Raw genomic sequence first — 21192 nt, 5'->3', positions numbered from 1 at the left:
GATCATAATCAAGTAAAAAAAGTGGAAGAATCTCGAGTTATCCCTTGATTTTTTCACTTTTTTCGTGTAATATATCTAGCGTTGGACTGAAATGGGTGACATTAACCCATGCTGAAAGACAAACGCCACAATTATGGTAGGCGCGCGTTTTTTGAATCGATGAAGCGAGAGGTTACTGACACGCCAGGCCGCATTGCCATGGCTGCGTGTAAGAGAATTTTCGTGGAGAAGTCTATCACACAATGATGACGACCAAAAGGAGGTTAAATAATGGCAAAGCAAAAAATTCGTATTCGTTTGAAAGCTTACGATCACAGAGTATTGGATCAGTCAGCAGAGAAGATTGTAGAAACAGCAAAACGTTCTGGTGCGGACGTATCGGGTCCTATCCCACTCCCTACAGAAAAGGCTGTTTACACGGTTATCCGTGCGGTGCACAAGTACAAGGATTCCCGTGAGCAATTCGAGCAGCGTACACATAAGCGTCTTATAGACATCGTCAACCCTACACCAAAAACAGTAGATGCCCTCATGGGACTGAATCTGCCATCAGGTGTAGACATCGAAATTAAATTATAAATTATAGTAGGAGGTGCGACTTTCGATGACCAAAGGAATCTTAGGTAAAAAAGTGGGAATGACTCAAGTTTTCGGAGAAAACGGAGAGTTGATCCCTGTAACAGTAGTTGAAGCAGCAGGAAACGTAGTACTGCAGAAGAAAACAGAAGAAACTGATGGGTACAACTCTGTACAAATCGGTTTTGACGACAAGCGTGAATATTTTGAAGGTGCAAGAACTAAAAAATATGCAAACAAAGCAGAAACCGGCCATGCTAAAGCATCCGGCAAAGCTCCTAAGCGCTTCGTACGCGAATTCAAAAATCTCGCAGCAGATGAATTCGAAGTAGGTCAAGAAGTCACTGTAGATACATTTGAAGCAGGAGACGTAGTGGACGTGACAGCAACATCCAAAGGTAAAGGTTTCCAAGGCTCAATCAAACGCCATAACCAAAGCCGCGGACCAATGTCACACGGTTCCCGTTTCCACAGAAGCTCTGGTTCAATGGGACAAGCCTCTGACCCATCCCGCGTATTTAAAGGTAAAGAATTGCCTGGACGCATGGGCGGCGAAACTGTCACCCTACAGAATCTTGAAATCGTGAAAGTGGACGCAGAACGTAATGTTCTATTGATAAAAGGTAATGTACCTGGTCCACGTAAAGGCTATGTAAAAGTCGTAACAGCAATCAAAAAAGGTGTTAAATAAATAGTAATTCAGGAAGGGAGGATTTAACACATGGCAAACATAGATGTATTGACTAAAGAAGGAACGAAAGTTAACTCTATAGAACTCAACCAGGACATCTTCGGCATAGAACCGAACCAGCATGTGCTGTTTGAAGCTGTAAACCTGCAACGTGCATCATTGAGACGTGGCACGCATTCCGTCAAGAACCGTGCAGCAGTACGTGGTGGCGGCAAGAAACCATTCAGGCAAAAAGGTACTGGTAACGCCAGGCAAGGTACGATACGTGCGCCGCACTATCGTGGAGGCGGAGTCGTCTTCGGACCGACGCCAAGAAGCTATTCCTACAAAATACCGAAGAAGATGCGTCGTCTTGCATTGCGCTCTGCCCTCTCGGCAAAAGCGAATGAAGAGGCAGTCACAGTAGTCGATAATTTGACTATTGATACACCTAAAACAAAAGATTTCCTTGCAATCCTCGGCAATCTTAAAGCGGATAGGAAAGCACTTCTCGTTCTTGAAGCAGAAGATGCCAACATCGAACTTTCAACCCGCAATCTGCAAGGCGTCACACTGTTGACACCGGAAGAACTCAATGTACTTGACATTCTTTCTGCAGATCGTGTCATCTTCACAGAAGGTGCTATCAAAAAAGCAGAGGAGGTGCTTCTGTAATGGATGCACGCGATATCATTAAACGCCCGGTCATCACTGAGCGTTCTGCTGACTTGATGTCATTTGACAAATACACTTTTGATGTAGATGTGAAAGCTAACAAGACACAAGTTAAACATGCAGTAGAAAACATTTTTGATGTAAAAGTCAGTAAAGTCAACATAATGAACTATAAGCCGAAGAAGAAACGCATGGGGCGTTACAGTGGCTATACTAAGAAAAGAAGAAAAGCGATCGTAACACTAAAAGAAGGCTCTATTGATATATTCTAAGAGCTGTTACCAATAAGGAGGTAAAACGAGATGGCGATTAAAAAATATAAGCCGACCACTAATGCTCGTCGTAATATGACTGGTTCCGACTTCGCAGAAATCACATCAACGACACCGGAACGGTCATTGTTACAGCCGCTTCCGAAAAAAGCGGGACGTAATAACCAAGGTAAGATCACAGTACGTCACAGAGGTGGCGGACACAAGCGTCAATATAGAGTGATCGACTTCAAACGCATCAAAGATGGCGTACCTGCCCGCATCACTCAAATAGAGTATGACCCGAACCGTTCAGCCAACATAGCGCTTGTCATCTATGCTGATGGCGTGAAAAGCTATATCCTGGCCCCTAAAGGTGTGCAAGTTGGCCAAGAAGTAATGAGCGGACCAGAAGCCGACATCAAAGTAGGCAACGCAATGGCGCTTACAGACATCCCAGTTGGTACTACAATCCATAACATTGAACTCAAACCAGGCAGAGGCGGCCAGTTGGTCAGATCTGCAGGCGCAAGAGCTCAAGTACTTGGTAAAGAAGGTAAGTATGTACTGGTTAAACTGCGTTCTGGTGAAGTACGTATGATTCTTTCAACTTGCCGTGCAACAATCGGTGCTGTCGGAAACGAGCAGCACGAATTGATCAATATCGGTAAAGCAGGTCGTTCCAGATGGAAGAAGAAACGCCCTACAGTTCGTGGTTCTGTTATGAACCCTAACGATCACCCACACGGTGGTGGTGAAGGACGTGCCCCAATCGGTATGCCGTCACCTATGTCTCCTTGGGGTAAACCTACCCTCGGCAAGAAGACGCGTAGAGGTAAAAACCGTTCTGACAAGCTAATCGTAAGAGGACGCAAGAAGAAATAAATGAAACCATAGTGTGCGGATAAAATATCCGCACGCATTATTGGAAGGAGGCGCCAAAATGGCACGTAGTCTTAAAAAAGGACCTTTTGTTGATGATCACCTCATGAAAAAGGTGGAAACACTCAACGAAAGCAACAAAAAAAGCGTAATTAAAACTTGGTCACGCCGTTCCACGGTATTCCCTAACTTCATCGGACATACTATTGCTGTATACGACGGCCGTAAGCATGTACCGGTTTATGTCACAGAGGATATGGTCGGTCACAAACTTGGAGAATTCGCTCCAACAAGAACTTTCAAAGGCCATGGAACTGACGATAAGAAAACAAGAAGATAAAAGTGATAAGACGGAATAAAGGAGGAACGAAAGATGCAAGCGAAAGCAGTTGCTAAAACTATAAGAATTGCTCCTCGTAAGGCGAGAATGGTCCTAGACCTGATTCGCGGCAAGGAAGTTGGAGAAGCCATCGCAATTCTTAAACTCACAAACAAAAGAACATCGCCGGTAGTTGAAAAACTGGTTCATTCAGCTGTAGCCAATGCTGAGCACAACTATGACATGGACGTCGAAAATCTGTTCATCTCAGAAGCTTATGCCGATGAGGGGCCGACATTGAAACGATTCCGTCCACGTGCACAAGGCCGTGCGACTAAAATCAACAAGCACACGAGCCACATCACTATAGTTGTTTCAGAAGTTGCAGAAGAAGCAGTACAGGAAACGACTGAAGAAGCTGAAACAGAAGAAAACGCATAAAACCACAAGGAGGGAATTAATTTGGGTCAGAAGATAAATCCTATTGGACTTCGTACAGGAGTCATCCGTGATTGGGAAGCGAAGTGGTACGCAGAGAAAGATTTCGCAGACCTTTTGCATGAAGATCTTAAAATTCGTGAATATATCGAAAAAAACCTTAAAGACGCAGCCATTTCCAAAGTGGAAATCGAACGAGCGGCTAACCGTGTGAACATCGCACTGCATACCGGCAAGCCAGGTATGGTCATCGGTAAAGGCGGTAGTGAAATAGATAAGCTCCGTACAGCGTTGACAAACCTCACAGGCAAGAAAATCCACATCAATGTTGTAGAAATCAAGAAAATTGATATGGATGCAAAACTTGTTGCAGAAAACATCGCACGTCAGCTTGAAAACCGTGTATCTTTCCGTAGAGCACAAAAACAAGTGCTTCAAAGAGCGATAAGAGCTGGAGCTAAAGGTATTAAAACGCAAGTTTCAGGGCGTCTTGGTGGCGCTGATATTGCACGTTCGGAAGGCTACAGCGAAGGAACAGTTCCACTTCACACTCTCCGTGCAGATATAGATTATGCACATGAAGAGGCTGATACAACATACGGTAAACTCGGTGTTAAAGTATGGATCTACCGTGGAGAAGTTCTTCCTGTCAAGAATGACAAAAAGTAAGGGAGGAAAATAACAATGCTATTACCTAAAAAAGTGAAATACCGTCGTCAACATCGTCCGGACACAAAAGGACGTGCTAAAGGCGGAACAGAAGTAAGTTTTGGTGAATATGGCCTACAGGCAACAACAACAGCATGGGTAACTTCCAGACAGATTGAAGCTTCCCGTATCGCCATGACACGCTATATGAAACGTGGCGGTAAAGTATGGATCAATATTTTCCCGCATACACCATATACAAAGAAGCCATTGGAAGTACGTATGGGTTCAGGTAAAGGTGCTGTCGAAGGATGGATGGCAGTCGTTAAACCTGGCCGTGTAATGTTTGAAGTTTCAGGTGTGCCAGAAGAAGTAGCGAGAGAAGCACTTCGCCTTGCAAGCCACAAACTTCCTGTAAAGACTAAAATCGTTAAACGTGAAGAATTAGGTGGTGATACGAATGAAAGCTAATGAAATCCGCGAACTGACAACTTCAGAAATTGAAAATAACGTCAAAGACCTTAAGGAAGAACTCTTCAACCTACGCTTTCAACTAGCTACTGGTCAGCTAGAGAACACTGCTCGTATCAAAGAGGTTAGAAAAGCTATCGCAAGAATGAAAACAACTATCCGCGAGAGAGAGCTCAGCGAAGCTAAAGCGAACCAATAATAATAGAGGGAGGCTCACATAGTGGAAAGTAAAACAGAACGTAAAGTTTACCAGGGCCGCGTCGTATCCGACAAAATGGATAAGACCATCACTGTAGTCGTAGAAACTCAGAAAAGACACCCGATCATTGGTAAACGTGTCAAATATTCCAAAAAACATAAAGCTCATGATGAAAATAATACTGCTAAGACTGGCGATATCGTAAGAATCGAAGAAACTCGCCCATTGTCTGCGACTAAGCGTTTCCGTCTAGTGGAAATCGTAGAAGAAGCAGTTATCGTCTAAACAATCGAAGATAAAGGAGGTCTATTCGCATGATCCAACAGGAATCCCGCTTGAAAGTGGCAGATAACTCAGGCGCACGTGAAGTGCTGACTATCAAAGTCTTAGGTGGAACAGGCCGTAAGACAGCAAACATTGGCGATGTCATCGTTGCAACTGTAAAAAATGCAACACCTGGTGGCGTTGTTAAAAAAGGTGAAGTAGTAAGGGCTGTAATCGTTAGAACCAAATCCGGTGTACGTCGTGAAGATGGTTCCTATATCAAATTTGATGAGAACGCATGCGTAATCATCCGTGATGATAAAGGTCCAAGAGGTACGCGTATCTTCGGTCCCGTTGCTCGTGAACTGCGTGAAGGCAACTTCATGAAGATAATCTCACTGGCACCAGAAGTACTTTAATCTACATTTAAATTAAGGAGGTGCGATCCCCATGCACGTAAGATCTGGAGATAAAGTCGTTGTAATCAGCGGTAAAGATAAAGGTAAAGAAGGCACGGTCCTAAAAGCGATCCCTGCAAAAAACCGTGTAATCGTCGAAGGTGTCAATATGATGAAGAAACATCAGAAGCCTTCCCAAATGAACCCTGAAGGCGGCATCCTTGAAACTGAGGCGGCCATCCATGTTTCCAACGTCATGCACGTTGACCCTGAATCAGGAGAACGCACTCGTGTCCGTCAAGAAGTAAAAGAGGACGGTTCTAAAGTCAGAGTAGCAATCAAATCAGGTAAAGAAATCCCTAAAGTAGCATACGAAAAAAATAACTAAGTAGTGGAAGGAGGTCCATATTAATGATACGCCTTAAAGAAAGATACAATGATCAAATCAAAAACGAACTAGTGAATAAATTCAACTACACATCTGTTATGCAAGCTCCGAGAATTGAAAAGATCGTAGTCAACATGGGAGTTGGTGATGCTGTTCAAAACGCTAAAGTACTCGATACGGCAGTAGAAGAATTGACGGCGATTACAGGACAGAAGCCAGTAATTACAAAAGCTAAAAAATCCATCGCAACATTTAGGCTTCGTGAAGGTATGCCTATCGGTGCCAAAGTCACTCTCCGTGGCGAAAGGATGTACGACTTCCTGGACAAGCTGATTTCAGTATCTCTACCACGTGTCAGGGACTTCAGAGGTATTTCCAAGAAAGCATTCGATGGCCGTGGCAACTATACGCTCGGTATAAAAGAACAGTTGATCTTCCCTGAAATCGACTATGACAAAGTCTCCAAAGTAAGAGGTATGGATATTGTTGTTGTTACGACAGCGAACACAGACGAAGAAGCCCGTGAGCTGCTCACTCAGTTCGGAATGCCATTTCAAAAGTAAGCTATAAGGAGGCAAAATTGTGGCTAAAAAATCAATGATAGCTAAACAGAAAAAAGAACAGAAATTTAAAGTACGCGAATATACACGCTGCGAGCGTTGCGGACGTCCACACTCAGTCTACCGCAAGTTCAAGCTCTGCCGTATATGTTTCCGTGAACTTGCTTACAAAGGTCAGATCCCTGGCGTTAAAAAAGCAAGTTGGTAAGCGTTATAAATTGAAAGGAGGCAACTAGTAATGACACTCTCAGATCCAATTGCAGACATGCTAACTCGCATCAGAAATGCGAACATGGTGAGACACGATTCACTAGAAATCCCTGCATCCAACATCAAAAAGGAAATTGCAGAGATTCTGAAAACAGAAGGTTTTGTTAAAAATGTTGAATACATTGAAGATGACAAACAAGGCGTCATCCGTGTATTCCTCAAGTACGGCAGCAAAAATGAAAAAGTCATCACTGGTTTGAAACGTATTTCCAAACCAGGACTCAGAGTATATGCAAGAAGAGAAGAGCTTCCGAAAGTTCTTAATGGACTTGGAATCGCGCTTATCTCTACTTCAGAAGGCGTACTTACTGATAAAGAAGCACGCAAAAGAAATATCGGCGGGGAAGTACTCGCATACGTTTGGTAATGAATTAACAGGAGGTGCAAAGAAATGAGCCGTGTAGGTAAACGTATTATTGAAATTCCTAGCGACGTAACAGTCGAAATCAATGACAATACAGTCAGTGTAAAGGGCCCTAAAGGGGAACTTGTCAATACTTTCAATGAAAAAATGACTTATGAACTTGAAGATAATACACTTCAGGTCGTCAGACCAAATGATTCTAAAGAAAACCGTACGAATCATGGTACAACGCGTGCGCTTATCAACAATATGATTGTTGGCGTATCGCAAGGATTTGCTAAGGAACTCGAACTTGTAGGTGTTGGTTACCGTGCGCAGATGCAAGGTAGCAAACTCGTACTGAGTGTTGGGCTTTCTCACCCGGTTGAATTCGAACCTTCTGAGGACCTTACCATTATAGTGGAAGGCAACACGAATGTTAAAGTTGAAGGCATCAACAAAGAATCTGTTGGGGCACTTGCTTCTAAAATCCGTGCTGTACGTCCACCGGAGCCGTATAAAGGCAAAGGTATCCGTTATAAAGGCGAACTGGTTCGTCAAAAAGAAGGAAAAACTGGTAAATAATTAAGTGGGGAGTGAACATTAATGATCGCAAGGATCGATAAAAATAAAGTCCGTCAAAAAAGACACGAACGCGTGCGTAGCAGACTTTCCGGCACTGCGGAAAGACCGCGTCTGAACGTCTACCGCTCAAACAAGCATATCTATGCTCAGTTGATTGACGACAATCAGCAGACTACTCTTGCAAGTGCTTCCACACAAGATCCAGATTTCAAAGGTGAAGTTGGATCCAACAAGGATGCCGCAGCAGAAGTGGGCGCATTGATTGCGAACCGTGCTAAAGACAAAGATATTAAAAGCGTAGTATTTGACCGTGGAGGCTATCTGTATCACGGACGTGTGCAAGCACTAGCAGAAGCAGCCCGCGAAAATGGTCTACAATTCTAATCGAAGGAGGGAATCACACTTATGGCTCGTAGAGAAGAAAAAGTACAAGAGTTCGAAGAACGTGTTGTTACAATCAACCGTATCGCTAAAGTCGTAAAAGGTGGACGTCGTTTCCGTTTCTCTGCACTTGTTGTTGTAGGGGACAAAAAGGGACGTGTTGGCTTTGGTACAGGCAAAGCACAAGAGGTGCCTGAAGCTATCAAAAAAGCGATCGAAGCAGCGAAGAAAGATCTCATCGAAGTACCACTCGTAGATGGTACGTTGCCTCATGAAGTGATCGGCAGGTTCAGTTCAGGTAATGTATTGATGAAGCCAGCTGCGCCAGGTACAGGAGTTATCGCCGGTGGTCCGGTTCGTGCCGTATTGGAACTTGCAGGTGTAACTGATATACTAAGTAAATCGCTTGGTGCGAATACTCCAATTAACGTCGTCCGCGCGACTATGACTGGGCTTTCTGAACTTAAGAGTGCAGAAGAAGTTGCTAAATTGCGTGGTAAATCTGTAGAAGAGTTACAAAATTAAGGAGGGATTTACAGACATGGCAAAAATTAAAATCACCCTCAAAAAAAGCTTGATCGGAAAGACTGAAACACAAAGGCAGACAGTTGCTTCACTAGGACTTAAAAAGCTGCATCATTCCGTCGAGTTGGAAGATACACCTCAACTCAGGGGCCAAGTCGCAAAGGTTAATCATTTGGTCTCAGTTGAAGAGAAATAATTATATTATATAGGAGGTGCGGAGATGAAACTACATGAAATGAAGCCGGTTGAAGGCGCACGCAAAAGTCGTCATCGCGTCGGTCGCGGTATGTCTTCAGGTAATGGACAAACAGCTGGACGTGGTCATGATGGTCAGAACTCCCGTTCAGGCGGTGGAGTGAATCCGACGTTTGAAGGTGGACAGCTACCACTTTTCCGTCGTATACCTAAACGTGGATTTACGAATATCAACCGTAAGGAATATGCAGTGCTTAATTTGAGCGACTTGAATCGCTTTGATGATGGTACTGAAGTAACACCTGAAATGCTGAAAGAAAATGGTATTGTTAAGGATGCTAAATCTGGTATCAAAGTGCTTGGCAATGGCACTCTTGAGAAAAAGTTAACAATTAAAGCTCATAAGTTTTCTGGTTCAGCTGCTAAAGCAATAGAGGAACAGGGCGGAAGCTACGAGGTGATCTAATGATCAGCACGATCTCCAATTTCTTTAGGATTAAAGAAATCCGAAGTAAGATCCTCTTTACTTTGGCAATGCTCGTAATCTTCAAAATCGGCACTTATATACCGGTTCCAGGTGTGGATCCGAGTGTATTTGATGCCGGAGCAGGACAACAGGGCGTGCTTGATCTAATGAACACCTTCGGTGGGGGCGCGCTTATGAACTTCTCGATCTTGGCAATGGGGATCATGCCTTATATTACGGCATCGATCGTCGTCCAGCTTCTACAGATGGATGTAGTCCCAAAATTTGCCGAGTGGGCCAGTCAAGGTGAAGTAGGAAGACGTAAACTGAGTCAGTTTACTCGTTATTTCACAATAATACTTGCGTTCATTCAATCACTGGGAATGTCCTTTGCCTTTAATCGGATGTTTGAAGGTATGCTTCTTGATAACAACAACGTTGCATCGTATCTTCTGATTGCGCTCGTCCTTACTACGGGAACTGCGTTCCTCATGTGGTTAGGGGAACAGATTACGACCCATGGGGTCGGCAATGGCATCTCAATCATCATATTTGCAGGTATTCTCGGAATACTGCCAAGTTCAATCATACAGCTGTACCAACAGAAGTTTGTAGGTGCAGATGACACCACAGTGGCTGTACTACAGATGGTCGGTCTGTTCATACTGTTGGTTCTTATTACAGCATTCGCAGTCTTTATACTGCAGGCTGTGCGTAAAATCCCAGTACAATATGCCAAGCGTCAGAGGACTTCGACCCAACTTGGGCCGCAATCAACGTTCCTGCCGCTCAAAGTCAACCCTGCAGGGGTTATACCAGTTATCTTTGCTATGGCGTTCTTCATGATGCCACAGACTTTGACACTGTTCTTCCCTGATGCAGGTTGGGCACAGACTGTGGCAAGACTCGCCGATCCCACTGATTGGATAGGCATGATATTCTATGTCGCACTGATTATCGCATTCACTTACTTCTATTCATTCGTTCAGGTCAACCCTGAAAAAATGGCCGATAATCTCAAGAAGCAAGGGAGCTATGTCCCAGGTATACGCCCAGGTAAAAACACTCAGGAGTACATCACTTCGGTTCTTTACAGGCTCGTATTCGTAGGTTCTCTCTTCCTTGCAGGAATTTCGATCCTTCCACTGCTCATCACCAAATTCATGGACCTGCCTCAGGCAATCCAGATTGGCGGAACGAGCTTGCTGATCGTGATTGGTGTGGCACTTGAGACTATGAAGCAACTGGAAGCACAGGCGAACCAAAGAGAATATCGTGGCTTCAGAAAGCGCAGGTAGGAGGAAATCGTATGAATATCATTTTGATGGGATTACCTGGTGCCGGAAAAGGCACTCAGGCTTCCAAAATTATAAAAAAATACCCGATCCCTCACATCTCGACTGGGGATATGTTCCGTCTTGCTATCAAAAATGGAACAGAACTCGGTAAAAAAGCAAAGTCATTTATGGATGCGGGTGAACTGGTGCCTGATGAAGTTACAATAGGCATTGTAAAAGAACGTCTGGCCCAAAGCGATGCGAAGGAAGGTTTCCTACTGGATGGCTTCCCCCGTACCGTTGAACAGGCTGAAGCGTTGAACAGCATCATGGAGGAGCTTGGAACAAAGATCGATAGGACGATTTTTGTGGAAGTGACCGAAGAAGAATTGATGAATCGTTTGACTGGGCGCCGCATCTGCGAGATTTGCGGCACGACTTATCACCTGGTGTTCAATCCACCTAAGCAAGAAGGCGTATGCGATCTTGACGGTGGTAAGTTGTATCAGAGAGAAGACGATAATCCTGAAACAGTTGCGAATCGTCTGGAAGTGAACATCAACCAAACAACACCGATGCTTGATTTCTATGAAAATCAAGGTGTTCTTGTTAAAGTGGATGGATCACAAGATATCGATGAAGTCTTTGATGATGTCGATGAGATTCTGCAGAGTATATAGGGATATTCACCTCTACAGACGCTTTGGGTGAATATTACTTGTATGATAACGGAAAATATCCTAGTTCATATTTTGGCGTTAAGTGTAGATCAATCTTCACCTGAAGTGAATTTCTAAAAGAGTTTAGGAAGCTGTAAAGGGGGAATTTGCAATGAGTAAACAAGATGTTATCGAACTGGAAGGAACAGTGTTGGATACACTGCCGAACGCCATGTTCAAAGTGGAACTGGAAAATGGGCATGAGATTCTCGCACATGTTTCCGGCAAAATCCGCATGAACTATATACGTATCCTTCCTGGCGATAAAGTAACAGTAGAAATGTCACCGTACGACTTGACACGTGGCAGGATCACTTATCGTTTTAAATAATGGACTCCACATTCTAAGGAGGTAAAACACATGAAAGTAAGACCATCAGTCAAACCTATCTGTGAGAAATGCAAAGTCATTCGCAGAAATGGCAAAGTTATGGTAATCTGTGAGAACCCTAAGCATAAACAGAAGCAAGGCTAATATATAATAACGGAGGTGTAACATATGGCTCGTATTGCAGGAGTAGACGTACCGCGTGAAAAACGCATCGTAATCTCACTCACTTATATTTACGGTATCGGTAAATCAACAGCGCAGGAAATCCTTGGTAAAGCAGGTGTGTCCGAAGACACGCGTGTAAGGGATTTGACTGATGACGAACTGAATAAAGTCCGTGAAGTCATCGACACGTACAAAATTGAAGGTGACCTTCGCCGTGAGCAAAGCCTCAACATAAAACGTTTGATGGAAATTGCCTCATACAGGGGAATCAGACACCGTCGCGGACTGCCAGTGCGCGGACAGCATACAAAAAACAATGCCCGTACACGTAAAGGTCCAGTTAAAACAGTAGCTAACAAGAAGAAATAATTAGGGAAAAGGAGGAGAAAAAATGGCTCGTAGACAACAAACACGTAAACGTAGAGTGAAAAAGAATATTGAATCAGGCGTAGCGCATATCCGTTCAACATTCAACAATACGATTGTGACGATTACTGATGATTTCGGTAACGCACTGTCATGGTCTTCAGCTGGTGCACTTGGCTTCAAAGGATCCAAGAAATCTACACCATTTGCTGCACAAATGGCTTCTGAAACAGCTTCTAAAGCTGCTATGGAGCATGGCCTCAAAACTGTTGAAGTTACAGTAAAAGGTCCTGGTGCAGGCCGTGAATCTGCAATCCGTGCACTGCAATCAGCAGGGCTTGAAATCACAGCAATCAGAGATGTCACTCCTGTACCACACAATGGCTGCCGTCCACCTAAACGTCGCCGTGTATAATTACTGGTCACAGGAAAAATCCGAGTGTAATGTAATATACGTGGCTGCATAATATTTTCGACGTTTAAAGGGAGGATAAGTAGACAAATGATAGAAATCGAAAAACCTAGAATTGAAACAGTTGAAATGTCGGATGATTCTAAGTTTGGTAAGTTTGTTGTCGAACCTCTGGAAAGAGGCTATGGGACAACACTTGGAAACTCCTTACGTCGCATTCTGTTATCTTCATTACCTGGTGCGGCAGTCAAAACGATAGAAATCGAAAATGTGCTGCATGAATTCTCGACTGTAGATAACGTCGTAGAAGATGTTACAACCATCGTCACAAACATCAAGAAGCTTGCACTTAAAATCTATTCTGATGAAGAAAAAACACTTGAGATTGATTTTAGTGGTGAAGGCATTGTTACAGCAGGTGACATCACACATGATAGTGACGTTGAGATTTTGAACCGCGATATGAAAATCGCGACAGTCTCAAACGGAGGCCAGTTGAAGATCCGCATGATAGCGAATCGTGGAAGAGGCTATACTCTTGCTGAAGTCAATAACAAGAGCGAAATGTCCATCGGCGTCATCCCTATCGACTCAATCTATACACCTGTCGAACGTGTCAACTACACTGTTGAAAATACACGCGTAGGCCAAATGACGAACTTCGACAAACTGACTCTCGATATCTGGACTGATGGATCAATAACACCTCAGGAGGCTGTGTCCCTTGCAGCTAAAATCATGACGGAACATCTGAACATCTTCGTCGGACTTACTGATGAAGCTCAGAATGCAGAAATCATGATTGAAAAAGAAGAAGATCAGAAAGAGAAAGTTCTGGAAATGTCAATTGAAGAACTGGATCTGTCAGTACGTTCCTACAACTGTTTGAAACGTGCAGGCATCAACTCTGTCCAAGAACTGACCGACAAGAGTGAAGCTGATATGATGAAAGTAAGAAACTTGGGACGAAAGTCTCTTGAAGAAGTCAAGTTCAAACTCGAGGATCTCGGTTTAGGGCTCCGCGACGAAGACTGATAAAAGACTGATAAAGGAGGTAAATTTCAATGGGCTACAGAAAATTAGGACGTACGTCTGACCAGAGAAAAGCAATGCTTCGTGACTTGGCGACATCTCTTATCGTCAACGAGCGCATCACTACTACTGAGCAGAGAGCCAAAGAACTCCGCAGAATCGTGGACAAACTTGTTACTCTCGGTAAACGTGGGGACTTGGCGGCAAAACGCCGTGCAGGCCAAACAGTGCGTAATGTAGAGATTGCAAAAGAAGATGGCACAAGCCAGCATGCGCTTCAAAAACTTTTTGAAGATATCGCACCACGTTTTGAAGACCGTCAAGGCGGATACACAAGCATCAAGAAACTTGGTGAACGTCGTGGTGACGGTGCAGAACTGGTAGTTATCGAGTTCGTACAAGGCGCGGTTGAAGCTGAAGAAGCATAAACTATAAAAGCAGAATGAGTGTTACGATAATGTGATTTGCATCATATTGTCTAGCTCAACGTACCCTGCAGGCAATACACAAGATATGCGCGACTCCTATGCAGGGTACGCGCTTTTTTATTACATAAATATGGCGGTGGAGATATGATCAGGCTGGAAAATGTAGCTTACGGCTACAAGACAAGTGAACATAAGGCATTGGATTATGTCTCCATATCCTTTCGTCAAGGAGATTGGGTATCCGTCATAGGGCACAACGGTTCAGGGAAGAGCACGCTCGTTAAAATCCTCATGGGCATTATAAATGAATATGAGGGGACCATTACAGTTGACGGCACAGTGCTTGACGATACGAATGCATCGGTACTCCGTAAGCGTTTTGCCATAGTCTTTCAAAACCCAGACAACCAATTTGTGGGGGCGACCGTTGAGGACGATGTGGCCTTTGGTCTCGAGAATGATGGGGTGCCGCGTGAAGAAATGATCACCCGGACTGAGGCAGCTTTGAAAGCAGTCAATATGCTTGATTTCAGGAACCATGAACCCAGTCGTCTATCAGGGGGCCAAAAACAGCGGGTCGCCATAGCAAGTGCGCTTGCCATGGCCCCGGATGTCCTTATCCTGGATGAAGCAACTTCGATGATCGACCCTGAAGGGCGCCGGGAAGTGATGAAGATCTTGAGGACTATCCATGAGGAGCGCCAGACGACCCTTATCTTCATCACTCATGATCTGGCAGAAATCGAGCACAGTGATCATGCCATAGTTATGGGTGACGGCAAAGTAGTCAGTGAGGGGACCGTAGAAGAAATATATCGAGACATTGATACATTGGTGGCAAGTCGACTTGAACTCCCTTTTAATATGAAGTTATCCCATGCTCTTTTGGATGGCTCATTCATGTCATATGAAGAGTTGGTGGCACGCCTATGAAGCTTCATATAGAAGATTTGACAGTCGTCTACCATCAGAATACTCCGTTTGAACATTTGGCGTTGAACAATATTACAACGACATTTGAAGAAGGCATATATTATGGAGTTGTTGGGCATACCGGGAGTGGCAAGTCGACCCTTATCCAAACTTTAAACGGTCTGTTGTTGCCGAGTAGCGGCACGGTATATGCAGGTGACCTTGCGTTAAGGAAAAAAACGAAATATAAATATGTGCATGAAGTAAAAAAACACGTAGGGATGGTCTTCCAGTTTCCCGAACACCAGCTGTTTGAAGAGACTGTTTTGAAAGACGTGATGTTCGGGCCTAAGAATATGGGGCTGGACGAAGAAGATGCAAGATCAAAGGCGCAATATTATTTGGAATTGATGAACGTAGACAATTCACTTTTTAAGGAGTCGCCTTTTGAACTCTCCGGCGGTCAGATGAGGAAGGTCGCGATAGCCGGTATACTGGCAATGGAGCCTGAAATCCTTATCCTGGATGAGCCGACGGCGGGGCTCGATCCAAAGAGCCATAGTGAGACGATGCGCCTTTTTCAGCAGATCCATAGGGATATGGGTATTACCATCATTCTCGTCACACATGATATGAATGACGTCTTCGAGTATACCGACCAAGTTAAATTGTTAAGCGGTGGCAACCTTGTCCGCGAGGGACGCACAGAGGATCTGCTGATGGACCCTAGGATGCTTGAGAATAATGCACTTGAACCACCTGATATTGTCAGACTGATGAAAGATCTGGAAAGGAAGGGTCGTGCTTTCAGAAGTATTCCACGTAATATAGAAGAATTCATTGCACTCTACAAAGAACGGAGGAGTGCGGATGCTGAGTAAAATGCTGCTGGGAAGATATATCCCTGGCTCCAGTATGATACACAAAATGGACCCCCGGGCAAAAATATTGGCAGTAGTACTGTTCATGATCATTGTGTTCTTCGCCAACCATTGGACAGGCTATGCATTGCTAATCACTTTTGTAGCGTTCACAACCAAACTTGCCGGGCTTTCTTTCCGCTTTCTCTTCAACGGATTGAAACTCATATTCCTGATACTTCTATTTACCTTCTCGATGCACCTTTTCCTGACTAAAGGCGGTGTGGTACTGATAGATGGCGGCTTCTTTACAGTAGAGTCAGAAGGCGTCATCAGAGGTATATATATCACCATCCGTCTAGCACTTCTTGTGCTGATCACGACGATACTGACCCTCACCACACGTCCTTTGGAGCTTACAGATGCTATAGAGCGGTTGTGCAAGCCCTTAAAAAAGATTAGGGTGCCTGTACATGAAATTGCATTGATGATGTCAATCAGCCTCCGATTCATTCCGACACTAATGGATGAAACGGAGAAGATAATCAAAGCCCAGAGTGCCCGGGGGTCTACATTTATGACAGGCGGGCTGAGGTCAAGACTAGAAGCTCTGCTCCCGATTTTCATACCCTTGTTCATCTCTGCCTTCAAACGTGCAGAAGAGATGGCCATAGCGATGGAAGTAAGGGGGTACCAGGGGGAAGAAGGACGCACCCACTACCGTATCCTCGATTGGCAGTTCAAAGACACAGCAGCACTCATATGCATCGTTCTGTTCGGCATCGTACTATGGCTGGTCAGACAGTAAGGAGTAAAGAATGCGATATTTGGTAAAAATCAGTTATAATGGCTCACAGTTCAATGGTTTCCAATACCAGTTGGAAGGACGTACGGTACAAGGAGAAGTGGAGAAGATTCTTGGACGCATGCATAAAAAGCCTGTCAGGATTCATGCAGCCGGCCGTACAGATAGCGGTGTACATGCACGAGAACAGTTCTTCCACTTCGACTCAGATCTGAAAATCCCTGAAACAAAGTGGCAGCATGCATTGAATAGCGCCATGCCTGATGATATTGCGATTCACGAAGTGCAAGGGATCAATTCCGCTTATCATGTAAGATACCACTCACACGGCAAGATTTATCGCTACCGCATCTACCAGGGTGCAGTACGTGACCCTTTCGAAAAAGGATTGAAGACGTATTATCCTTATGCGGTGTCGGAAAGTAAGATGAGACAAGCGATGTCGCATTTCGTCGGTACACATGATTTCACAAGCTTCTCAAGCGCCAAGTCACCCATAGAAAACAAAGTCAGACATATCTACGGTTTTGAATTGATAAAGACCGATAATGGCTACGATTTTCTTATAATCGGCTCCGGATTCCTCTATAACATGGTTCGCATCCTTGTCGCCTATGTGCTTGAAGTCGGCCAGGGGAGATGGGAAGCTGAAAAAACTCCAGCCATAATTGCGGCAAAAGACCGCACGCTGGTGCCGAAGACTGCTCCAGCAGAAGGATTGTATCTGGAAAGGGTATTTTTAGATGAAAAAACACGTAATGAAGCATTGGAAAATTTAAAAATACCCCGGTGATACATTGACAAAATGAGCTATTAGGGTTATCATAGACAACGGTATAATTTTATATCACCCACGATAAGCCCCGGAAACTTATTGTGCATGCAGATATAAAGCAAACGAAGCTTTTTTAAAATTTTAAGAGCAAATAACGCGCACTACTGATATATTTAGGAGGACTGGAAATGCGTCAAACATTCATGGCTAATGAAGCTAACATTGAACGTAAATGGTATGTTGTCGATGCAGAAGGACAGACGCTCGGCCGTCTCTCTTCTGAAGTGGCAGCAATACTACGCGGCAAGAACAAAGCCACATATACACCACACGTTGATACAGGTGACAACGTCATCATCATCAATGCAGAAAAAATCGAAATGACGGGTAATAAAGCCCAGGATAAAATGTACTACAGACACACAGGTCACCCAGGTGGAATCAGATCCATCTCTGCAGGAGAACTTAGGGAAAAGAACCCGGTACGCCTTTTGGAAAATTCCATCAAAGGTATGCTGCCTAAGAACAGACTTGGACGTGCACAAGGCAAGAAACTTCATGTATACGCTGGAAGCGAGCACAAGCATGAAGCACAAAAACCAGAAAACTACGAACTTCGCGGTTAAGGATAGGAGGTTAATTCATTGGCTAAAGTAGAATATACAGGAACAGGTCGTCGTAAAAATGCAGTAGCGCGTGTACGTCTCGTACCAGGTGAAGGCAATGTCACAGTTAACGGTCGTGACATGAGGGATTATCTCCCGTTCGAAAGTCTCATCTTGGACTTGAACCAGCCATTCGCGGTTACTGAAACACAAGGTAACTACGATGTATTGGTAAACGTTAAAGGTGGCGGCTTCACAGGACAAGCACAGGCAATCCGTCACGGTATCGCCAGAGCACTTCTAGAAGCAGACCCGGAAAACCGCGGTCCACTTAAGAGGGCAGGTCTCCTTACACGTGACCCACGTATGAAAGAGCGTTACAAATACGGCTTCAAGAAAGCCCGTCGCTCACCACAGTTCTCAAAACGTTAATAAATCAACACTTGCAAATCCCTCAACCACCTATGGTTGGGGGATTTTACTGTATATGCGGTGCTTTAAAAACAGGGGGAAATTCACACGTAGCATACACGTAACATACAAGTAGCAGACAAATAATTTAGAGAAAAAGAAACTGTGGTTTTGAAATTAGGTTTGATACAATTACATTGATAAGATGGATTGGGATAGTGCAACAAACGGAGCCAGTTTGTTTAGCAACGCTCGTAAAGCAAATGGATTTTTTATGTTAGGATAAATGGTGATTGTGAAGAAATGTACTTAAAGTAACGGGCAGGTTAGTTCAGATTCTGTTTTATTTAAATAAAAGACGGTGAAAAAAGCACCGTCTATAATTCGCTATTTATTTTGTGTTAATTCTTTGTAATAAAGGTAATTGACTTTATGCTTGGTAGCCATTAACTGCGAAGCCAAAACCGCCGTATAAACAGTGGTTAGTACAATTGCTCCAATACCAAGACCTGAAAGGTTTATCTTATTAGATGTACTCATTCCATTATTACTTGTGCTCATAGCATTATTACTTGTGGGTGCTTCTGCCATTTTATTAACCCCCTAATTTGTTATAGGGGTATTATTTGTAAAGGCATTTAAACTTATACTCTAAAAAATAACTGAGAGAAAGAAAAGAGGCAGGTCTTAAAACCTTTAAGTTTGTGAACAAATATACTTAAACAAACGGGCGCCATTCTTGAATAAGGATTAGCGTGAGCATCATATATAAGGGTCATTTTATTGAATAAAATAATCCATATACGATGAAAATAAAAAGAGATTCAGATGAGGGGGAATTCTTCTTATGAATATTTGTACGGTTAAATAAAAGTTCACTGAATAAACTGGATAAGTAAAAAGGTAAATATCGAGGAATGGTAAAATTATATGAACAAAGACCCGAGAATAAACCATGCAACCGAATTAAAATAAACAATCGCAAAACTGTTAATGAGATATGTGTATTTGGTTAGAAATTAAAGTCTATTTAATAGAAAGTTGGAAAAATCAATAGTATAATAAAATCATAGGAATTAATATTGATTATTCCTTCAATATAGTATTCTTATAACTATTTTCTACTAATTAAGCAGGAGGTAATATCCAATGAAAGCTGCAGTCTGGTATGGAAAAAAAGACTTACGGGTAGAGGAAATAGAACTAAAACAAACGAAAGATACCGATGTTAAAGTAAGGGTAGCTTGGGCAGGTATTTGTGGCAGTGATTTACATGAGTATGAAGAGGGACCGGTGTTTGTACCAAATGAAAAAGAGGATCCGTTAACTGGAGAAATCGCTCCGCTAACCATGGGGCATGAATTTGCGGGTGTTATTGAAGAAGTAGGTCCAAAGGTGACAAAATATAAAGTTGGCGATAGAGTAGTAATTAATCCAACAATCACTTATGGAAATAAGTCGGAAGACCTTGATCCTTATGATGGTTTCAGCTTTATCGGCCTTCACGGTGACGGTGGTTTTACTAAATATGCAAATGTACCAGAAGATAACGTTTATCTACTTCCAGAATCTTTAACACTACAGGATGGAGCTTTAGTAGAACCAACTGCGGTTGCCGTACAAGCTGTAAAAGAAGGGAAACTGCAGTTTGGTGATACGGTAGCTGTATTTGGTGCAGGTCCAATTGGTTTAGTGACAATTATTGCAGCTAAAGCTGCTGGTGCCAGCAAGATTATTGCTTTAGATTTGTCGGAAACTAGAATTGAAAAAGCAAAAGAATTAGGAGCAACCCATGTCGTTAACTCTAGCGAACAAGATGCTGTTACAGCAATCAAGGAAATTGTTCCAGATGGAGTAGATGTTTCCTTTGAAGTTGCCGGAGTAGCACCAACATTTAAACAAGCAATTGATGCAACAAGGGCACGTGGAACAATGGTTATTGTTTCTATATTTGCTAGGGAGATTGAATGGAATCCAATACAGCTTACAAATACAGGTGTAAAAGTTACATCAACAATCGCATATACACCTACTACATTCCAACAAACTGTAGATTTAATGGGAACAGGACAATTAAAACCACAGGGAATTATTACAGACCAAATTCAATTGGATGATATTGTTGAAAATGGATTCGAAGCATTGACAAACGATAAATCACAAGCAAAAATATTAGTGGAATTAAGTGGTGAGAAATAAAATGTATTATTTAACCCTGAGTAGCAGCTGTTACTTGGGGTTTTGTTATGACTGTCAGCTAGGTCCAGGTAGATAAATTAGCGAAGTGATATTGAACTCTTCTTTAAGAAGAATATTGACGATATTCTGCAATACCAGCTAATAGTAGAAGTGGATAATTCCATTAACGGGCGCGTTTGTTTAACACCAAAAGGAGGAAAATGGTCAAACCTTTTTATAAAAAATGTATATCATTTCACAAAGAGAGAATCCATTTTGAACAATTGTAAATGGCAGTATTAAAATGTAGGAAATCGGCAATTGAAAATTGTTGGTTTACCTACATTTTTTTGTATGCTTTTCTTATGACATCGAAGGAGGATATTCATGAGAAAAGACGTACGCGAAGGAG

Annotated in this window: 37 protein-coding genes; 36 read left to right on the top strand and 1 reads right to left on the bottom strand. The window is 43.2% G+C overall.

What is annotated here, in order from left to right; translation table 11 throughout:
- The first annotated feature begins 270 nt into the window (after positions 1-270).
- From rpsJ to rpsI, 35 genes are all read left to right on the top strand, one after another.
- Entirely contained in the window at positions 271-579 is a 309-nt protein-coding gene (rpsJ, locus tag ABD734_RS03825; RefSeq protein ID WP_344701597.1) for a 30S ribosomal protein S10, read from the top strand.
- A 25-nt stretch (positions 580-604) separates the two neighbouring features.
- Entirely contained in the window at positions 605-1267 is a 663-nt protein-coding gene (rplC, locus tag ABD734_RS03820) for a 50S ribosomal protein L3 (protein ID WP_344701595.1), read from the top strand.
- A gap of 30 nt (positions 1268-1297) precedes the next feature.
- Positions 1298-1921 carry a 50S ribosomal protein L4 gene (rplD, locus tag ABD734_RS03815; RefSeq protein ID WP_344701593.1) on the top strand — a complete coding sequence of 208 codons (624 nt, stop codon included), beginning with the start codon at positions 1298-1300 and terminating at the stop codon, positions 1919-1921.
- Entirely contained in the window at positions 1921-2193 is a 273-nt protein-coding gene (rplW, locus tag ABD734_RS03810) for a 50S ribosomal protein L23 (RefSeq protein WP_344701591.1), read from the top strand. The genes rplD and rplW overlap by 1 nt, the downstream gene beginning before the upstream one ends.
- A 30-nt stretch (positions 2194-2223) precedes the next feature.
- On the top strand, positions 2224-3057 hold the full coding sequence (gene rplB / locus ABD734_RS03805) for a 50S ribosomal protein L2 (protein ID WP_344701589.1): 834 nt from the start codon (positions 2224-2226) through the stop codon (positions 3055-3057).
- 58 nt (positions 3058-3115) lie between these two features.
- Positions 3116-3394, top strand: coding sequence for a 30S ribosomal protein S19 (rpsS, locus tag ABD734_RS03800; protein ID WP_344701587.1), 279 nt, complete (start codon positions 3116-3118; stop codon positions 3392-3394).
- 33 nt (positions 3395-3427) lie between these two features.
- Complete coding sequence (rplV, locus tag ABD734_RS03795; RefSeq protein WP_344701585.1) at positions 3428-3814, top strand: 50S ribosomal protein L22; 387 nt, start codon at positions 3428-3430, stop codon at positions 3812-3814.
- Positions 3815-3835: 21 nt separating this feature from the next.
- Positions 3836-4480, top strand: coding sequence for a 30S ribosomal protein S3 (gene rpsC / locus ABD734_RS03790; RefSeq protein WP_344701583.1), 645 nt, complete (start codon positions 3836-3838; stop codon positions 4478-4480).
- A gap of 15 nt (positions 4481-4495) precedes the next feature.
- Entirely contained in the window at positions 4496-4930 is a 435-nt protein-coding gene (gene rplP / locus ABD734_RS03785; RefSeq protein WP_344701581.1) for a 50S ribosomal protein L16, read from the top strand.
- On the top strand, positions 4920-5129 hold the full coding sequence (rpmC, locus tag ABD734_RS03780; protein ID WP_344701579.1) for a 50S ribosomal protein L29: 210 nt from the start codon (positions 4920-4922) through the stop codon (positions 5127-5129). The genes rplP and rpmC overlap by 11 nt, the downstream gene beginning before the upstream one ends.
- Positions 5130-5150: 21 nt before the next feature.
- A complete protein-coding gene (rpsQ, locus tag ABD734_RS03775; protein WP_344701577.1) occupies positions 5151-5414 on the top strand; it encodes a 30S ribosomal protein S17 in 264 nt (87 codons plus the stop codon).
- Positions 5415-5443: 29 nt separating this feature from the next.
- Positions 5444-5812 carry a 50S ribosomal protein L14 gene (gene rplN, locus ABD734_RS03770; RefSeq protein ID WP_344701575.1) on the top strand — a complete coding sequence of 123 codons (369 nt, stop codon included), beginning with the start codon at positions 5444-5446 and terminating at the stop codon, positions 5810-5812.
- A gap of 31 nt (positions 5813-5843) precedes the next feature.
- The gene (gene rplX, locus ABD734_RS03765) at positions 5844-6179 is read left to right on the top strand and encodes a 50S ribosomal protein L24 (RefSeq protein WP_344701573.1); all 336 of its coding nucleotides are present in this window, start codon (positions 5844-5846) and stop codon (positions 6177-6179) included.
- A gap of 23 nt (positions 6180-6202) precedes the next feature.
- Positions 6203-6742, top strand: a complete 540-nt coding sequence (gene rplE / locus ABD734_RS03760; RefSeq protein ID WP_344701571.1) for a 50S ribosomal protein L5 — start codon at positions 6203-6205, stop codon at positions 6740-6742.
- Positions 6743-6761: 19 nt separating this feature from the next.
- Positions 6762-6947 carry a type Z 30S ribosomal protein S14 gene (locus ABD734_RS03755; protein WP_344701569.1) on the top strand — a complete coding sequence of 62 codons (186 nt, stop codon included), beginning with the start codon at positions 6762-6764 and terminating at the stop codon, positions 6945-6947.
- A 30-nt stretch (positions 6948-6977) separates the two neighbouring features.
- Positions 6978-7376 carry a 30S ribosomal protein S8 gene (gene rpsH, locus ABD734_RS03750; protein WP_344701567.1) on the top strand — a complete coding sequence of 133 codons (399 nt, stop codon included), beginning with the start codon at positions 6978-6980 and terminating at the stop codon, positions 7374-7376.
- A 24-nt stretch (positions 7377-7400) separates the two neighbouring features.
- Positions 7401-7937, top strand: coding sequence for a 50S ribosomal protein L6 (gene rplF / locus ABD734_RS03745; RefSeq protein ID WP_344701565.1), 537 nt, complete (start codon positions 7401-7403; stop codon positions 7935-7937).
- A 21-nt stretch (positions 7938-7958) separates the two neighbouring features.
- Complete coding sequence (gene rplR / locus ABD734_RS03740) at positions 7959-8321, top strand: 50S ribosomal protein L18 (RefSeq protein WP_344701564.1); 363 nt, start codon at positions 7959-7961, stop codon at positions 8319-8321.
- 21 nt (positions 8322-8342) lie between these two features.
- Positions 8343-8843, top strand: coding sequence for a 30S ribosomal protein S5 (rpsE, locus tag ABD734_RS03735; protein WP_344701562.1), 501 nt, complete (start codon positions 8343-8345; stop codon positions 8841-8843).
- A gap of 16 nt (positions 8844-8859) precedes the next feature.
- Positions 8860-9039, top strand: a complete 180-nt coding sequence (gene rpmD, locus ABD734_RS03730; protein WP_344701560.1) for a 50S ribosomal protein L30 — start codon at positions 8860-8862, stop codon at positions 9037-9039.
- 24 nt (positions 9040-9063) lie between these two features.
- Entirely contained in the window at positions 9064-9504 is a 441-nt protein-coding gene (gene rplO, locus ABD734_RS03725) for a 50S ribosomal protein L15 (RefSeq protein ID WP_344701558.1), read from the top strand.
- Positions 9504-10802 (top strand): preprotein translocase subunit SecY, encoded by a 1299-nt coding sequence (gene secY / locus ABD734_RS03720; protein WP_344701556.1) that lies wholly within the window; start codon positions 9504-9506, stop codon positions 10800-10802. Before rplO ends, secY begins: the two co-directional genes overlap by 1 nt.
- Positions 10803-10813: 11 nt before the next feature.
- On the top strand, positions 10814-11461 hold the full coding sequence (locus ABD734_RS03715; protein ID WP_344701554.1) for an adenylate kinase: 648 nt from the start codon (positions 10814-10816) through the stop codon (positions 11459-11461).
- Positions 11462-11612: 151 nt separating this feature from the next.
- The gene (infA, locus tag ABD734_RS03710) at positions 11613-11831 is read left to right on the top strand and encodes a translation initiation factor IF-1 (protein WP_017547668.1); all 219 of its coding nucleotides are present in this window, start codon (positions 11613-11615) and stop codon (positions 11829-11831) included.
- Positions 11832-11861: 30 nt separating this feature from the next.
- Positions 11862-11975 (top strand): 50S ribosomal protein L36, encoded by a 114-nt coding sequence (rpmJ, locus tag ABD734_RS03705; protein ID WP_017473641.1) that lies wholly within the window; start codon positions 11862-11864, stop codon positions 11973-11975.
- 24 nt (positions 11976-11999) lie between these two features.
- Positions 12000-12365 (top strand): 30S ribosomal protein S13, encoded by a 366-nt coding sequence (gene rpsM / locus ABD734_RS03700; RefSeq protein ID WP_344701551.1) that lies wholly within the window; start codon positions 12000-12002, stop codon positions 12363-12365.
- 22 nt (positions 12366-12387) lie between these two features.
- Positions 12388-12777, top strand: a complete 390-nt coding sequence (gene rpsK / locus ABD734_RS03695; RefSeq protein ID WP_344701549.1) for a 30S ribosomal protein S11 — start codon at positions 12388-12390, stop codon at positions 12775-12777.
- An 87-nt stretch (positions 12778-12864) separates the two neighbouring features.
- Entirely contained in the window at positions 12865-13809 is a 945-nt protein-coding gene (locus ABD734_RS03690; RefSeq protein WP_344701547.1) for a DNA-directed RNA polymerase subunit alpha, read from the top strand.
- A gap of 29 nt (positions 13810-13838) precedes the next feature.
- The gene (gene rplQ, locus ABD734_RS03685) at positions 13839-14234 is read left to right on the top strand and encodes a 50S ribosomal protein L17 (protein ID WP_344701545.1); all 396 of its coding nucleotides are present in this window, start codon (positions 13839-13841) and stop codon (positions 14232-14234) included.
- A gap of 144 nt (positions 14235-14378) precedes the next feature.
- Positions 14379-15167: an energy-coupling factor transporter ATPase gene (locus tag ABD734_RS03680; RefSeq protein WP_344701542.1), complete on the top strand. Its 789-nt coding sequence runs from the start codon at positions 14379-14381 to the stop codon at positions 15165-15167.
- On the top strand, positions 15164-16027 hold the full coding sequence (locus tag ABD734_RS03675) for an energy-coupling factor transporter ATPase (protein ID WP_344701540.1): 864 nt from the start codon (positions 15164-15166) through the stop codon (positions 16025-16027). Before ABD734_RS03680 ends, ABD734_RS03675 begins: the two co-directional genes overlap by 4 nt.
- Positions 16017-16814, top strand: a complete 798-nt coding sequence (locus tag ABD734_RS03670) for an energy-coupling factor transporter transmembrane component T family protein (protein WP_344701538.1) — start codon at positions 16017-16019, stop codon at positions 16812-16814. The genes ABD734_RS03675 and ABD734_RS03670 overlap by 11 nt, the downstream gene beginning before the upstream one ends.
- A gap of 10 nt (positions 16815-16824) precedes the next feature.
- Positions 16825-17604, top strand: a complete 780-nt coding sequence (gene truA, locus ABD734_RS03665; protein ID WP_344701536.1) for a tRNA pseudouridine(38-40) synthase TruA — start codon at positions 16825-16827, stop codon at positions 17602-17604.
- A gap of 170 nt (positions 17605-17774) precedes the next feature.
- On the top strand, positions 17775-18212 hold the full coding sequence (gene rplM / locus ABD734_RS03660; protein WP_344701534.1) for a 50S ribosomal protein L13: 438 nt from the start codon (positions 17775-17777) through the stop codon (positions 18210-18212).
- 18 nt (positions 18213-18230) lie between these two features.
- Positions 18231-18623, top strand: a complete 393-nt coding sequence (gene rpsI / locus ABD734_RS03655) for a 30S ribosomal protein S9 (protein WP_344701532.1) — start codon at positions 18231-18233, stop codon at positions 18621-18623.
- Positions 18624-18989: 366 nt separating this feature from the next.
- Here rpsI and ABD734_RS03650 read toward each other — a convergent pair whose 3' ends face one another.
- Complete coding sequence (locus tag ABD734_RS03650) at positions 18990-19193, bottom strand: hypothetical protein (RefSeq protein ID WP_085520978.1); 204 nt, start codon at positions 19191-19193, stop codon at positions 18990-18992.
- 558 nt (positions 19194-19751) lie between these two features.
- Between ABD734_RS03650 and ABD734_RS03645 the strand changes: the two genes are divergently transcribed.
- Positions 19752-20801 carry a 2,3-butanediol dehydrogenase gene (locus ABD734_RS03645; protein WP_076572473.1) on the top strand — a complete coding sequence of 350 codons (1050 nt, stop codon included), beginning with the start codon at positions 19752-19754 and terminating at the stop codon, positions 20799-20801.
- Positions 20802-21192 lie beyond the last annotated feature (391 nt).

The sequence above is a fragment of the Salinicoccus jeotgali genome, from assembly GCF_039538805.1.
Lineage (GTDB): Bacteria > Bacillota > Bacilli > Staphylococcales > Salinicoccaceae > Salinicoccus > Salinicoccus jeotgali.
The sequence above is the reverse complement of the archived record's forward strand: the minus strand, read 5'-3'. Positions and strand labels throughout refer to the sequence as shown.

What these genes read in the sequence shown, in the direction of transcription:
- rpsJ (WP_344701597.1), top strand. Translation starts at nt 271, where the DNA reads ATGGCAAAGCAAAAAATTCGTATTCGTTTGAAAGCTTACGATCACAGA.
- rplC (WP_344701595.1), top strand. Translation starts at nt 605, where the DNA reads ATGACCAAAGGAATCTTAGGTAAAAAAGTGGGAATGACTCAAGTTTTC.
- rplD (WP_344701593.1), top strand. Translation starts at nt 1,298, where the DNA reads ATGGCAAACATAGATGTATTGACTAAAGAAGGAACGAAAGTTAACTCT.
- rplW (WP_344701591.1), top strand. Translation starts at nt 1,921, where the DNA reads ATGGATGCACGCGATATCATTAAACGCCCGGTCATCACTGAGCGTTCT.
- rplB (WP_344701589.1), top strand. Translation starts at nt 2,224, where the DNA reads ATGGCGATTAAAAAATATAAGCCGACCACTAATGCTCGTCGTAATATG.
- rpsS (WP_344701587.1), top strand. Translation starts at nt 3,116, where the DNA reads ATGGCACGTAGTCTTAAAAAAGGACCTTTTGTTGATGATCACCTCATG.
- rplV (WP_344701585.1), top strand. Translation starts at nt 3,428, where the DNA reads ATGCAAGCGAAAGCAGTTGCTAAAACTATAAGAATTGCTCCTCGTAAG.
- rplP (WP_344701581.1), top strand. Translation starts at nt 4,496, where the DNA reads ATGCTATTACCTAAAAAAGTGAAATACCGTCGTCAACATCGTCCGGAC.
- rpmC (WP_344701579.1), top strand. Translation starts at nt 4,920, where the DNA reads ATGAAAGCTAATGAAATCCGCGAACTGACAACTTCAGAAATTGAAAAT.
- rplN (WP_344701575.1), top strand. Translation starts at nt 5,444, where the DNA reads ATGATCCAACAGGAATCCCGCTTGAAAGTGGCAGATAACTCAGGCGCA.
- rplX (WP_344701573.1), top strand. Translation starts at nt 5,844, where the DNA reads ATGCACGTAAGATCTGGAGATAAAGTCGTTGTAATCAGCGGTAAAGAT.
- rplE (WP_344701571.1), top strand. Translation starts at nt 6,203, where the DNA reads ATGATACGCCTTAAAGAAAGATACAATGATCAAATCAAAAACGAACTA.
- rpsH (WP_344701567.1), top strand. Translation starts at nt 6,978, where the DNA reads ATGACACTCTCAGATCCAATTGCAGACATGCTAACTCGCATCAGAAAT.
- rplF (WP_344701565.1), top strand. Translation starts at nt 7,401, where the DNA reads ATGAGCCGTGTAGGTAAACGTATTATTGAAATTCCTAGCGACGTAACA.
- rplR (WP_344701564.1), top strand. Translation starts at nt 7,959, where the DNA reads ATGATCGCAAGGATCGATAAAAATAAAGTCCGTCAAAAAAGACACGAA.
- rpsE (WP_344701562.1), top strand. Translation starts at nt 8,343, where the DNA reads ATGGCTCGTAGAGAAGAAAAAGTACAAGAGTTCGAAGAACGTGTTGTT.
- rpmD (WP_344701560.1), top strand. Translation starts at nt 8,860, where the DNA reads ATGGCAAAAATTAAAATCACCCTCAAAAAAAGCTTGATCGGAAAGACT.
- rplO (WP_344701558.1), top strand. Translation starts at nt 9,064, where the DNA reads ATGAAACTACATGAAATGAAGCCGGTTGAAGGCGCACGCAAAAGTCGT.
- secY (WP_344701556.1), top strand. Translation starts at nt 9,504, where the DNA reads ATGATCAGCACGATCTCCAATTTCTTTAGGATTAAAGAAATCCGAAGT.
- ABD734_RS03715 (WP_344701554.1), top strand. Translation starts at nt 10,814, where the DNA reads ATGAATATCATTTTGATGGGATTACCTGGTGCCGGAAAAGGCACTCAG.
- infA (WP_017547668.1), top strand. Translation starts at nt 11,613, where the DNA reads ATGAGTAAACAAGATGTTATCGAACTGGAAGGAACAGTGTTGGATACA.
- rpmJ (WP_017473641.1), top strand. Translation starts at nt 11,862, where the DNA reads ATGAAAGTAAGACCATCAGTCAAACCTATCTGTGAGAAATGCAAAGTC.
- rpsM (WP_344701551.1), top strand. Translation starts at nt 12,000, where the DNA reads ATGGCTCGTATTGCAGGAGTAGACGTACCGCGTGAAAAACGCATCGTA.
- rpsK (WP_344701549.1), top strand. Translation starts at nt 12,388, where the DNA reads ATGGCTCGTAGACAACAAACACGTAAACGTAGAGTGAAAAAGAATATT.
- ABD734_RS03690 (WP_344701547.1), top strand. Translation starts at nt 12,865, where the DNA reads ATGATAGAAATCGAAAAACCTAGAATTGAAACAGTTGAAATGTCGGAT.
- rplQ (WP_344701545.1), top strand. Translation starts at nt 13,839, where the DNA reads ATGGGCTACAGAAAATTAGGACGTACGTCTGACCAGAGAAAAGCAATG.
- ABD734_RS03680 (WP_344701542.1), top strand. Translation starts at nt 14,379, where the DNA reads ATGATCAGGCTGGAAAATGTAGCTTACGGCTACAAGACAAGTGAACAT.
- ABD734_RS03675 (WP_344701540.1), top strand. Translation starts at nt 15,164, where the DNA reads ATGAAGCTTCATATAGAAGATTTGACAGTCGTCTACCATCAGAATACT.
- ABD734_RS03670 (WP_344701538.1), top strand. Translation starts at nt 16,017, where the DNA reads ATGCTGAGTAAAATGCTGCTGGGAAGATATATCCCTGGCTCCAGTATG.
- truA (WP_344701536.1), top strand. Translation starts at nt 16,825, where the DNA reads ATGCGATATTTGGTAAAAATCAGTTATAATGGCTCACAGTTCAATGGT.
- rplM (WP_344701534.1), top strand. Translation starts at nt 17,775, where the DNA reads ATGCGTCAAACATTCATGGCTAATGAAGCTAACATTGAACGTAAATGG.
- ABD734_RS03650 (WP_085520978.1), bottom strand. Translation starts at nt 19,193, where the DNA reads ATGGCAGAAGCACCCACAAGTAATAATGCTATGAGCACAAGTAATAAT.
- ABD734_RS03645 (WP_076572473.1), top strand. Translation starts at nt 19,752, where the DNA reads ATGAAAGCTGCAGTCTGGTATGGAAAAAAAGACTTACGGGTAGAGGAA.